Origin of the sequence: Aneurinibacillus tyrosinisolvens, from assembly GCF_001015055.1 — a bacterium.
In the GTDB taxonomy this organism is placed as follows: domain Bacteria; phylum Bacillota; class Bacilli; order Aneurinibacillales; family Aneurinibacillaceae; genus Aneurinibacillus_A; species Aneurinibacillus_A tyrosinisolvens.
This window is the reverse complement of sequence record NZ_BBWZ01000012.1, coordinates 48,655-60,228: the sequence shown is the minus strand read 5'-3', so window position 1 is coordinate 60,228 and position 11,574 is coordinate 48,655. Positions and strand designations below refer to the sequence as shown.

The 11,574-nt window shown below is 44.7% G+C and carries 15 protein-coding genes; 6 read left to right on the top strand and 9 right to left on the bottom strand.

The genetic code is table 11. From position 1 onward, the window contains the following. The first annotated feature begins 89 nt into the window (after positions 1 to 89). The 3 genes from MBEAL2_RS13155 to MBEAL2_RS13150 all read left to right on the top strand — a co-directional run bounded on the left by MBEAL2_RS13155 (position 90) and on the right by MBEAL2_RS13150 (position 1,482). On the top strand, positions 90 to 341 hold the full coding sequence (locus MBEAL2_RS13155) for a hypothetical protein (protein ID WP_047152752.1): 252 nt from the start codon (positions 90 to 92) through the stop codon (positions 339 to 341). 156 nt (positions 342 to 497) lie between these two features. Next, entirely contained in the window at positions 498 to 674 is a 177-nt protein-coding gene (locus MBEAL2_RS31780; RefSeq protein WP_161798210.1) for a hypothetical protein, read from the top strand. Between the two features lie 568 nt (positions 675 to 1,242). Continuing rightward, on the top strand, positions 1,243 to 1,482 hold the full coding sequence (locus tag MBEAL2_RS13150) for a DUF3951 domain-containing protein (RefSeq protein ID WP_047152751.1): 240 nt from the start codon (positions 1,243 to 1,245) through the stop codon (positions 1,480 to 1,482). Between the two features lie 48 nt (positions 1,483 to 1,530). Here MBEAL2_RS13150 and MBEAL2_RS13145 read toward each other — a convergent pair whose 3' ends face one another. The 5 genes from MBEAL2_RS13145 to MBEAL2_RS13125 form a co-directional block, all read right to left on the bottom strand. After that, positions 1,531 to 2,148, bottom strand: coding sequence for a hypothetical protein (locus MBEAL2_RS13145; protein ID WP_047152750.1), 618 nt, complete (start codon positions 2,146 to 2,148; stop codon positions 1,531 to 1,533). A 14-nt stretch (positions 2,149 to 2,162) separates the two neighbouring features. Further along, positions 2,163 to 2,696, bottom strand: coding sequence for a hypothetical protein (locus MBEAL2_RS13140; protein ID WP_047152749.1), 534 nt, complete (start codon positions 2,694 to 2,696; stop codon positions 2,163 to 2,165). 255 nt (positions 2,697 to 2,951) lie between these two features. Next, positions 2,952 to 3,389: a hypothetical protein gene (locus MBEAL2_RS32270; protein WP_047152748.1), complete on the bottom strand. Its 438-nt coding sequence runs from the start codon at positions 3,387 to 3,389 to the stop codon at positions 2,952 to 2,954. Between the two features lie 13 nt (positions 3,390 to 3,402). Next, complete coding sequence (locus MBEAL2_RS13130) at positions 3,403 to 3,651, bottom strand: hypothetical protein (RefSeq protein WP_047152747.1); 249 nt, start codon at positions 3,649 to 3,651, stop codon at positions 3,403 to 3,405. 46 nt (positions 3,652 to 3,697) lie between these two features. Continuing rightward, positions 3,698 to 4,027 (bottom strand): DUF2958 domain-containing protein, encoded by a 330-nt coding sequence (locus tag MBEAL2_RS13125; RefSeq protein ID WP_047152746.1) that lies wholly within the window; start codon positions 4,025 to 4,027, stop codon positions 3,698 to 3,700. A gap of 916 nt (positions 4,028 to 4,943) precedes the next feature. Between MBEAL2_RS13125 and MBEAL2_RS13120 the strand changes: the two genes are divergently transcribed. Continuing rightward, entirely contained in the window at positions 4,944 to 5,534 is a 591-nt protein-coding gene (locus MBEAL2_RS13120; RefSeq protein WP_047152745.1) for a DedA family protein, read from the top strand. A gap of 67 nt (positions 5,535 to 5,601) precedes the next feature. Continuing rightward, entirely contained in the window at positions 5,602 to 5,928 is a 327-nt protein-coding gene (locus tag MBEAL2_RS13115; RefSeq protein WP_047152744.1) for a hypothetical protein, read from the top strand. A gap of 41 nt (positions 5,929 to 5,969) precedes the next feature. Here the strand turns inward: MBEAL2_RS13115 and crcB (MBEAL2_RS13110) are convergent, their stop codons facing one another. The 3 genes from crcB (MBEAL2_RS13110) to MBEAL2_RS13100 all read right to left on the bottom strand — a co-directional run bounded on the left by crcB (MBEAL2_RS13110) (position 5,970) and on the right by MBEAL2_RS13100 (position 8,092). After that, positions 5,970 to 6,329, bottom strand: a complete 360-nt coding sequence (crcB, locus tag MBEAL2_RS13110) for a fluoride efflux transporter CrcB (RefSeq protein ID WP_047152743.1) — start codon at positions 6,327 to 6,329, stop codon at positions 5,970 to 5,972. Continuing rightward, positions 6,326 to 6,727: a fluoride efflux transporter CrcB gene (gene crcB / locus MBEAL2_RS13105; protein WP_047152742.1), complete on the bottom strand. Its 402-nt coding sequence runs from the start codon at positions 6,725 to 6,727 to the stop codon at positions 6,326 to 6,328. Before crcB (MBEAL2_RS13105) ends, crcB (MBEAL2_RS13110) begins: the two co-directional genes overlap by 4 nt. Positions 6,728 to 6,994: 267 nt before the next feature. Then, positions 6,995 to 8,092: an MFS transporter gene (locus MBEAL2_RS13100; RefSeq protein WP_052947702.1), complete on the bottom strand. Its 1,098-nt coding sequence runs from the start codon at positions 8,090 to 8,092 to the stop codon at positions 6,995 to 6,997. Between the two features lie 123 nt (positions 8,093 to 8,215). Between MBEAL2_RS13100 and MBEAL2_RS13095 the strand changes: the two genes are divergently transcribed. Continuing rightward, positions 8,216 to 10,018: an ABC transporter substrate-binding protein gene (locus MBEAL2_RS13095; protein ID WP_047152741.1), complete on the top strand. Its 1,803-nt coding sequence runs from the start codon at positions 8,216 to 8,218 to the stop codon at positions 10,016 to 10,018. A 42-nt stretch (positions 10,019 to 10,060) separates the two neighbouring features. Here MBEAL2_RS13095 and MBEAL2_RS13090 read toward each other — a convergent pair whose 3' ends face one another. Further along, positions 10,061 to 11,347, bottom strand: a complete 1,287-nt coding sequence (locus tag MBEAL2_RS13090; protein ID WP_047152740.1) for an NCS2 family permease — start codon at positions 11,345 to 11,347, stop codon at positions 10,061 to 10,063. Positions 11,348 to 11,574 lie beyond the last annotated feature (227 nt).

Genomic DNA, 11,574 nt, shown 5'->3' with positions numbered 1-11,574 from the left:
ACCGGATCCGGCATCGACAGCTGGGCAGTTATTCTCGAACTTTTTTGCTTGGCCAGAAAAATTTTATTCGGAGTAGGGGAGAGGTATCCATGACAGTCGTAGAACAACTTAGCGATAAAATTATGATTAACCATCAGAAGGGCGAGGGTGATCGGTTTGCATATATGCCTGAATCTATCGCTTTTATGCGGATGGAAGTGGGCGGAATCCACCGTTTCTGGACAATAATGGACGTCACGGCGGAGCAGGTGGAAGCTTTCTTCCGTGCGCTCCTGGAAACGGACTATGCGAAGAAACACGGACTGACGAGAGAAAAATTAGATTTTGGAACGTGGGAGTAACCGAGCGAGAGGGAGTTTCATACGCTAAAGTACGCCAGCCACATTCATAACACATCTCCCGCTTGTTGAGTTGAAGTCGTGTCTTGGGGCGGTCGGACGTGCCGTCCCATCTACATAAAACGCTCGGAAACAGAAAAAACATAGGGGGAAGGGAAAATGTGTGAATGGTGCGGGAACAAGATTCCTACGCTCGATTATGCGGATGAGCGACGGGGCGGTTTGATTGTGTCTCTATGCGGGACATGCTATGAGGAAAGTGGCTTACAAGATGACTTGATAGAACTTGATCCACGTCAATGTGTGGTTGTTCCCGAAGAAAGAGAGAAGCAATAAAACTTCTGGAAACAATAAGATAAACATCGCAGGCAAGCCCGCTCGTCCTTTCCCTTCATGGAAGCGAAGCGGCCGCTTCGTGACACGTCGAGCGGACCGGCAAAACATCTGGGTAGCTCGAGGATGGAGACAATTGCCGGTCTGGTTCGCCCTCTGTGCCACACGCTCCACAAGGGGAAAGAAAAGAGCGTTCATCGCCCCGCAATATTTTTCTGCAACTTGGGACCGTACGGTCCCGGTATAATAAAACTTTCTCTGTGGTGTGAATAAAGAGAAAAGGATTTCACGGTCCTCTTCCGAATTTAATACTTTAAAGCGATATATAAACTCTTATACGAAAAAAAAAGACTCCCCAGGGAGGGAGCCGTTGCTCAATAGGTTGGGGTCTTGTTCTGGCTTGAGAATAAATCGTTGCGTCATCCTCCAATCAGTAACGTATTTTTGTAGGTTTCTGTAATTAATTACCGTAATTTCTTTCTTTGCCCTTGTTACTGTGATAAAATAAAATCATGTAATGGGAACCGCTTGAAAAGCTAACAGCAGGAGTGTAGTAAGGGGAGGTACAAGGTTGGGATACTTACTTTATATTGTTTTTGGTTTGATAGCAGTAGTTTATATTGTGAAAATCATACGAAAAAAGGAAATGCCAAAAGGAAGTAACTACACACCATTTGACGATATTATGCTAGGGAGAACGCAATCCACTCAGCCTATCCAAAAGGTTACGGAGAATACCGAGGATACAAAACACACGCCTAAGTATGGAGAAGAGCTCCGACTTAAAAAGAGTGGAAAGGAAAATCGATAAAAAGAAGCGTACCCACAGCTATGCAGGAACGCTTCTTTTTGTTCAATGTTACTGGTTCTGATTTTTAAAGGGATTTTCCTTTTTCAAATTGTTTACAAATGCTTGCCACTTCTCAGCTTTTTTCTGCGGGTCAGTTTCGTCCTTTGTGACGTCCCCTTGCAGAGCAGCGATGGAATTTATCTTTTGATAGTTCTTTACTACGTATTTTGTCCAGTATTCTTCCTCGGAAATTCCAAGACCTTCAATGACTTTTTTTATGCTTGTTTCCACTTCATCCGCATTTTGAGATTTATTATTTTCTAGGATATCCCGTTGTGTTTTTGCGAATGCTAACGCATCGTCCCATGAAACATCTACATGCCTATCTTTTGCTTCTTTATACACTAACGCTTCCGTATAAGCTTCATCGATTGCTTGCTTGGACGCCTCGGTAGGGTCTATTTTCTGTACACTCGTTAGGAAGTCCTCTTTGTTTTTAATATCAGTAGATAATACAGGTTCCCCCTTCGCAGTTCCCACAACTTTTGCTGCCTTTTCATTTTGAGCAAATTTTTCACCGAGTTGCTTATCCTGATCAGGAGTCCATGTACCGTATGCCGTGCCCGCTACAATACTAGCAACCAAAGCGGATGACAAAATCAGACCACCTATTACTTTCTTTTTCACGTGTACCACCCTCCCTATAATTTAAATGTGAACGTAGGACTGAAAATACGCGGATAGAACCCGGTACCAAGATCAAGAGAATCCACATGTTCCACTGTTTTGTTCGTTGAGTTCAACGCTAGTTTTGCTTGGGTATTGTTGATTAGATTCCAGTAAGCAGAGTCAGCAGCTACAAGAACACTCTCCGAAGATGGGACAAATTGTCTTAGTGTTCCTCGTAAAACGCCGTCTGAATAATAATTTGTGTAGGAACTTTCCGTAAATGGACCGCCAAAAGGATATGCTAATCCATGATAAAACTCCACATATGCCTTTTTTACATTAAAGTACATGGCGTTTACCGAGGCATCTTGTGTAACACTTTCGGAATACGTGCTATAAATATTAAAGGTGAGTGGCGTATTTCCACCTTTATTCGTGCTATACAACCATGTGTTCTTATTTGAAATCGCAGCGGATGCGGGTGCTGCGTTCATCAATAAAAGAGGGGTAAGCGCAAGTGAAGATAGAAGAACTGCAACTCCCTTTTTCAAGCTTTTTCTTTTCATATCTCAATCCTCCTATGTATGTTCTAGATGTAGTCTTTTCTAGTAAATTATAACATTTGTATAGATTAATTCAATAGGAAATATTTTAAATTGTAGAAGTTTGTTTCTTAATTTCCTAAATAAGTAATATATAGAACTATTTTATCAATAAAAAAAGACAGCTTATCGCCGTCCCTACTTTTTTCTTTTCAAGATACTCAGGATAAAAACCGATGCCAGCCCTGAGTTCAAGCATACCAAGCAAACTAAAAACAGTTATCGGCGTGAACGAGCGTAAATGCCATCTACTGACACGTCCGTTCCAAGAGTAGTGATGTAGTCACCCGCATGTTCTACACGGGAGAGAAGCCACATGGAGCCTCCATAGTAATCTATCGTTTCAGGACGCTCATCCAGGAACTCAATCGTGTTGCCTGATGTGAAATAATCTCCGTTTGGGAGTTCATATCGCCCCTGGCTGTTCTTGCGAAGCAAACCTTCACACTCAATGTCTTTTTTTAGATACTGGATGCGCGAAAATGCCCATGAGAGCCTGTCCCCCACTTCGTAAAAAGTACGGGCAAGTCCCTTTTCGCTTGGGTCAGATTCAGAAAACGAATAATCACCGACATTTTTTAATGCGTTCACGGCTTTTTCAAGGTGCCATTCTACATCAAATACGGCTTTTTTTACGTCGGAAAACTCTTTCGGCATATAGACACTCTCCCTATTGGTTTACGATGATTTTTTTAAGCAGCTTTACATCCTGCTCGATGTCGTTCAGTCTTGACGCTTCTTCCGTATTTAAAGCGGCTTGATTGCGAATCGCATCCACTTTACGCTCGATGGTATCCACTTTTTCCTCCAAGGAATCGAAACGCTGATCCATTTCGTCGAAGCGTTTGTTGAGCTTTTCAAATTGATGATCCAATGTCGATAATGCCGTTAGCACTTGATGAAGAATGTTGTCGTCCATTTTCCTTCACACTCCCTTTGTTAAATTATACAAGAGAAGGGCAGGCTTAAGCCAGACCCAACTCTTTTACTGTTTTTGGTGTAAAATGCTCATCACGTTCGACAAGCGGCAGCTGCCCGTTCATAGCGGTAACACTCTCGAGCTCCTCCAAGGAGAAATAGCCCGCTTCCCGATACTGACCGTCTACAATGCCCCAAAAGAGGTAGTAATCCTCATGCTCTTGGCGGCCTTCAATGACATACCACGTAAAATGGCTATAGGGAGAAAAATACTTCGCCAGGACCAGTTTTTCCGCATAGGTAACCTCCTCGGTGGCGTAGAGTTCCGGAAGCTTTTCAGCGATATCAGCAGGTAATTGTAGTTGTTTGTTTTTCATGGTTGTTAGCCCTCCAATAGTTGATAAATGGTTGTGTCTTTAGAAACAGGAAGACCGGCCATATCTGCGCCGGTCATATGGTATATGTATTCATAGAAGTCTTAAATTTTGTTTTATTTGAACGTAGTGGGATATAAAGTATTTTCTGCTGATTTTCTCGTAGTGAATCATAAAGTTTTATTTGAACGTAGTGGGATATAAAGCTCTTCACGAAAAACGAAGACGGAACCGTGGGAATTGTTTTATTTGACCGTAGTGGGATATAAAGTGTTTATCTTAACAGTGGACAAGGGCCGCGGCTGTTGTGTTTTATCTGAACATAGTGGAAGTTCCGGCGGTGCTGTTTGCGTCATGACCTGCGTTTTATCTGAGCGTAGTGGGATATAAAGACTTCAACGCGCAAAGTATTAAACACACGACCGTTACCATTTTATCTGAACGTAGTGGAATATAAAGTTGAAATATGGTTAGAGGAGCGCCGGAGCGTCTCGGTTTTATCTGAACACAGTAGGGTATTAAGTATAAAAAAGAAAAGCTCCGTGTGAAGATGGATCCAGCTTTATCTCATGTAATAGCATATAAGGGTCTTATAACCTTGTTTTTGTGTATCATGTTTGTGCCTATGCATAAAGGCTGCTTAAAACTCATCGAAACAATAAAGAATAAAAATAGCAGAAAATTCAACAAAGTCAAGACTCATAGCTACTCAGTCAATTTAAAGAATGGATATTTTTTACAGGCAACCTGTGCTACAAGTAAATATAGATATGAAAAAATCATTTCTATATTTTTGTTTTGCCCAATAAAGTTGGGGCTAAATAGGGCATAATGCTTGTATTAGTATGTTTAATCAATTTCGCCTGGAAACATTGTATCTATAACACGTATTACACAATACATTCATTGGTGGTTACGTATGGAACATCAATTGCATTCTCTGCTTACACACTACGGCTATTTTGGGATTATTCTCGCACTAATCGGAGGAATCGTCGGCCTGCCCCTGCCTGACGAAATACTGCTTACATATGTAGGTTACCTCGTTTATCATGGGGACATGTCTTATCCTCTTGCTCTACTCAGCGCCGCGGTTGGCGCACTTGCCGGAATCACAGTAAGCTACTTTCTGGGACACCTTCTTGGATTAGCATTCTTAAAAAAGATTGGCCCCTGGCTTCATATATCAGAGGAGAAAATTGAGCGTACGCAAAAACTTTTCAATAAGTTTGGCCCTTTCCTCCTTTTCATCGGCTATTTTATTCCCGGGGTCAGGCACATCACTGCTTACCTGGCGGGAATCTCACGCTTTAATTACCACAAGTTCGCTCTCTACGCTTATAGTGGGGGTATCGTGTGGATTCTTGTTTTTATAACAATCGGAAAAACACTAGGGCAGGAATGGAGGAGGATGGAGATGTATATTCACCAGTACAGCTTTCCTTTGATTGCTGCAGGCCTGCTCATCCTTGCCTTCGTTTTCATTTACACACGGAAAAGAACAGTCTAGAGGTTTTTCCAGATCCTTGCAACCTTCTATGCCCCCCTTCGTCTACATTGATAAAGGGGGCGATGACTTGAGGAAATATGTAAGTCTATTTACCTTGTCTATGTTTCTTCTGCCCGGGGTTCCCGGTGCCCAGACATCAAACAATATGACGAGTTCTCCTGTTGTTGTAAAAGCAGAAAAGCCGCATAAAGAACAGATCCTGCCTGGCAAAAACAACAGTGATCTGCGGCCAGGGGAAGGGATGACACCTTTGCCCCGGAACGAAGCAAAGCCTGTAAAACCACGGGCAGGACTGACTCCTTTGCCTTCGAATAAATTCAATCCCATAAAACCCGGCGCAGGATTGCTTCCCTTACCCGGTAAAGAGCAAAAAGAGAATCAAAAATTAAAGTGAGCCTGAAATTATCATGATAGCGGGGGGAGGTTTGCTTTTTATCATCTATTGTTCCCGATCCAGAAACCAAGCCCGGCCGCAGCGACCCCCACGCAAACACTAATCCCTACATATAAAATACTTTGCTTCCATTTTCCAATAGCGCCCAGCTGAGCAATTTCATACTGAAACGTAGAGAACGTCGTAAACGAGCCTAAGAACCCGGCGCCAAGCAGCGCTGTGATATGTATGTTTGTGCCCGCACCGTACAGAAGGCCAAGCAAAAACGAACCGGCCATATTCACGGTAAAGGTACCGAATGGAAAAGGAGAATTCATTCGTTTTCCAATGAAGTTGACTACAAAAAACCGGCTCATCGCTCCCACAAAACCGCCAACCGCAACCCACAGCACATCCGTCATTCGATCCTGCTTTCCCGTGCCTTTTCTTTTTCCCTGCCGTTTCCCAGCCATATCCCGAGTAAAGTACAGGCATAGCCGCCCACCAGGCTTAAAAGGATATAAAGGATCGCTAAACTCAAATGCCCTGCCCGCACAAGTTCAAGCGTTTCATAGCTAAAGGCAGAAAACGTCGTAAATGAACCGACAAAGCCGGTCCCAAATCCAGTGCGAAAGTGAGGATGTACAGAAAAGCGCTCCGCCGTTACCGTATAAAAAAAGGCCAGGATAAAACAGCCCAGCAGGTTGATGAACAGAGTCGGGTAAGGAAAGAGATGGGCTCCGCCCCCGGTCCACACGCCCAGCAAATAGCGGGAAACGGAGCCGAGTATACCCCAAATTCCAACAAAAAGATAAACCATCGTATCACCTCATCTTTTTCCATTATGACCTTCTTTACGCAAACAAACAAACTCCTGCCAGTATGTGAGCCTGGCAGGAGTCATCTCTTCTATAATAATGAATCTGAAAAATAACTGTCAACCAAAATCAAATCTTTTCTTCCTATTGAACCTTCCATAGACGTGTACACACCAAAACAGCAAAGGTGCATAGATTCCAAATAGCCGAACTAATAAAGATCGAGGAAGTTCCCCACCATACAATCATCCATCCAGAGAAATACATCGTTATCGGCATGCTACCCGGAAAATCGTCCCTGTAATGCCGCCGATTCTTCCCATCAGATGGCCAGGTGTCTGCTCATGCCTTAATGTATAGACAGCGGTGCTGTGTATGGACAGGGCAAAGCCGATGATAAAAAGGGAAACGGATAACACGGCAAGATTGGTACAGAAATACAAACCAATGTAGGCGGATCCATTTAAAAAAGCGGACATTCCAAAAATCTTCCCCAGCCCGATGCGCGGGCGCAGCCAGTTTATCAGCAGGCTGCCGAGCAAACCGCCAACGCCTGAGATGGATAACACGGCCGCCAGCAAAGAGGATGAGAGGTGCAAGACGTCTTTCGCATAGAAAACAATCGTCGTGCTTACAACCGTCATGGTACAATTTAGAAAAACAACAAAAATCGTCACCATCCATAACAAGTCGTTTGTTTTGAACGTGATCCAGCCTTCCTGAATGTCCCGCCAGAAATGGCCTTTCGTTTTTTCTGCCTTGCTTTCTTCTACGGAAAGCTGGAACATAAACAGTAAGCAGAGGAGATAGCAAATCGCCGTAATAAGAACGCCATCAGACAAATCAGCCAATAAGAAAATCATCCCCGAAAGGGCGGGCCCCATAACACTCACGAACGTTTCAACGAACGTGAACTTCGCGTTTGCTGATGTGAGGTGACTCGGAGGAACGCTAAGTTTGGTCAGGCTGACCTGGGCATTGAAATAGCCGTAGTTAAACGTCATAAGCAGAAAGCCAGCGATGTAGTACAGGTACAGCGCCTGGTTATTTGTTTTGAAAAGGTAGGCGAGGGCGAACAGGAGAACCGCCTGCGCTCCAACCATCCATAGCACCCACTTTTTCTTGTTGACCCTATCAACAAAGACGCCGATAAATACGGCAAACAATAGATTCGGCAGCAGTTCAGCTGTACGCATCGAGGCCATTGATACAGAGGAATGCGTGATTTCGTACATAATGAGCGGCAAGACAATTTCATAAATTTTATTCCCTACCGTTAACAAAAAACTGCTCATTAACAGCATCGTAAACGTTTTGCTTCGCCAGATGGATGCCGGCTTTACCGTAGTTGATGCGCTTACTGACATAATGACTCCCCCAAAGTTTTCAAAGTATGTTTGCCTTCATTGTAAGGGGAGGGGAGCGAATGAAAAATGGTAGAAATTCTTTTACATATTTCAACTTTTTGAGCGAAGAAAGGAGGAAGTCAGGTGCGGCTTGCAAATGATTACCTTCAATTACGAAAATCATTCCCTCAGAGTAAGGAGGGAGAAACGTTCCAGGTGGCGATGGCTGAGCTTGCGGGGGCTCTATTTTGTTCCCCACGGAACGCGAAGCTTATCCTAACAAAAATGATCGATGTAAAATGGCTTTCCTTTGTACCTGGACGGGGAAGGGGAAACACTTCCGAACTTACCTTTCTCATCCATACGGAAGAACTTGTCGTACAGAAAGCAAAGGAGCTGGTGCGAAACGGAGAGGTGGAAGCCGCTTTCCAGCTTCTATTGGAATTCAGTGAGAATCCGGCTACGAAGGAACGGTTTGTAGATTGGTTATCAGGTTATTTCGGATACCAGGTAGAGGAGGAAGAAAATCGGAGTATTGAAGCACTCAAGCTGCCCATTTACCGGACGATCAACACTCTGGATCCCGCACAATCCTACTATGCCTTTGATTCTCATATGATTAAGCAAGTCTTCGCCACCCTTGTAGAGTACGATTATGAGGCCCATAAAATCGCAGGTGGAATTGCCCACCACTGGGTAGCAAACGGGCAGGGTACAGAGTGGACGTTTTATCTTCGCAAACGCATCCATTTTCACCATGGGAGAGAATTAACCGCTGATGATGTTGTATACAGCTTAACGCGTTTACGCAGTGACGCCTGCCCGCAAAACTGGCTTGTTAAAGGCATCAGTGAAATCAAGGCGCTGTCCCGGTATACCGTCCACATTACACTAAAGGAGCCAAATTACCTTTTTCTGCTGTTCTTAAGCTTTGCGCCGGCTTCAATTGTACCGTCGGATGTGTACAAAGAAGGAAAGAGAGCTGCGGGTGCGCTTCCGATCGGATCGGGACCTTACCAGGTCACGAAATGGACGCCCGGGATTTGTGTCCTTGAAGCGTTTGACTCGTATTTTCAAGGCCGTGCGCCTATGGATCGAATCGAGATTATTATCGTTCCTGAATCGCATGGAAGCCTCACATTTGAATTCGAAAACGACCTGCTTATGGTTCATACGGGGGAGGCGGCTATGCCACCTGTCCGTAACTGGACGGAAGCAAAGAGCTTATGCGGAAGCAACATTATGACGATGAACACAAAAAAAGAAGGCATCCTGCAAAATCTATATTTTCGTAAAGCACTGCACCACCTGGTTAACCGGCAGCGAATGGTGGCCGGGCTTGGAGAACCCCGCCTGTACCCGGCAAGCAGTTTCGAGCTGGGGGAGCATGTTCAGGCTTTTGATAAGGACTGGAATCCGGAGGAAGGCCTGCGCATGCTGCGGCAGTCTGGCTATTCCGGCGAAATCCTTCATTTATTTGCATACCGGCGTCATGCGCCGGATGCTTACTGGCTGAAAGAAGAATATAAAAAATACGGGATTCACATTGATGTTACGATCGTTTCGTGGGCTGATATGTTGGTGAGAGAAAACATGGAGAAGGCCGATTTCACTTTGTTTGAACCCGTACTAAGCGAGGGAGTGATTCGGCTTATCGAATGTTACTACTCGGTTAACAGCTTTCTAAGAGCCCATGTTGATGAGGGGCTTGCTTCCTTTATCGATGAAAGCATCCGCCAGGTGTTGGCTGAACAAAATGAAGAGGCCCGCACGCAGAAGCTGCAGGCCATTGAGGAAAGGTTAAAACAGGAATACGCGATGGTATTTCTTGTATACAAGTCGGTCAGCACTACGTTTCATCCTTCGCTCCAGGGTGTGAAAGTAGGGCCAGGAGGCTGGGTGGATTTTAAGGATGTGTGGTTTCAAATCGAACAAGCACATGTTTAATAGAAAGACCCTCTCATAATGGGAAGAGGGCCTTTCATATAATTACCCAAGCGCATGAAGCGTAAAATTAAGCAAAAACAAACCGGCAATAAAATAAAGCGGAATGGGAACTTCTTTCGCTTTTCCAAGCGCGATTTTCAACAAAGGATACACAATAAATCCAAAGGCAATCCCATCCACAATACTGTAAGTCAGCGGAATTAAAGCGATAACGAGGTAGGCGGGAAACCCTTCGGAAAAATCCTTGAAATCGATATTTTGCACACTCTGGATCATCAGGCCGCCGATAATAATGAGAATAGGAGCAATGGCACTATCCGGAATCACTTCAATGAGCGGAATAAAGAACAGGGAAATCAGGAAAAGAACACCTGTTGTAATGACAGTCAGCCCTGTTTTTCCGCCCGCTGCAATACCGGCCGCGCTCTCTACCGCTGAAACCGTCGGACTTGTCCCAAGTATTCCGCACGAGATAACGGACAACGCACTTGCCCGCATCGCTGCATCAAATGCCTCCGGTTTTTCGGCCATGCGAAGATGGCCGTGAACAAGTCCGATGTTTTCAAAGACAAGAACGAGCGCCATCGAAAAGGCGGCAACCCAGAAAGGAAAAGAAAGGATTCTCCCGAACGACATCGCGCCGAACACGGATGCATAGCTGCCGAAGGCAAAGGATGTGATTCCAACATGGCTGATGTCAATTTGCCCGCACAGGACAGCCAGCAGCGTACCGGCAATCATACTGATGAGAAAGTTCCCCGGCACATTGCGGATAAATAGAATTAACGTAATGAGCAGGGTAGCGAGCGTAAGCAGCAAACGCGGGTCTCTAAAATCGCCGAGCGCTACAAAGGTTACCGGGTTGGCAACGACAATCCCGCCTTTTTGTAGCCCGAGAAAGGCTAAGAATAGTCCAATCCCAACCGTAATCGCTTCCTTCAATGACTCCGGAACCGCCTTTGTGATAAGGCTGGAAAGAGGCGTAAAGGCTACGGCGGTAAACATAAGACCCGATACAAAAATAGCGGCGAGCGCTTCCTGCCAGGATAGCCCCATCGTATGTACCATCGTATAGGAAAACAGGGCATTAATACCCATCCCGGGCACAAGCACGATCGGAGCATTTGCCCCAAATCCCATCAGCAGACAACCGACGAACGATGCAAGCACGGTCGCAATGATGCCTGCTTCTGCAGGGATACCGGCATCCGCTAAAATCGATGAATTAACCGCAATAATATATACGATGGTAAAAAAGGAAATCATGCCCGCGAGCAGTTCTCTTTTCACTGTCGTTTTGCTTTTATTTAAGCCAAAGTATTTGTCCATCTTAGTGTACAATGCAACCTTCTTTCTACGTAGTCCCTCACCCACCCATAGTATCAAACGATACAGACGCATCTATACCGCCATAAATTTTTATTTTATCAAAGGTCATCGCTTTATTCTAGAACGAACCGGGACGGTACCATAGTCAAATACAGCAAAAAAGTGAAATAAGATTTATCCTTCCCCCTATTTCTATATTAAACGTCCACGGTTATAATGGATACATG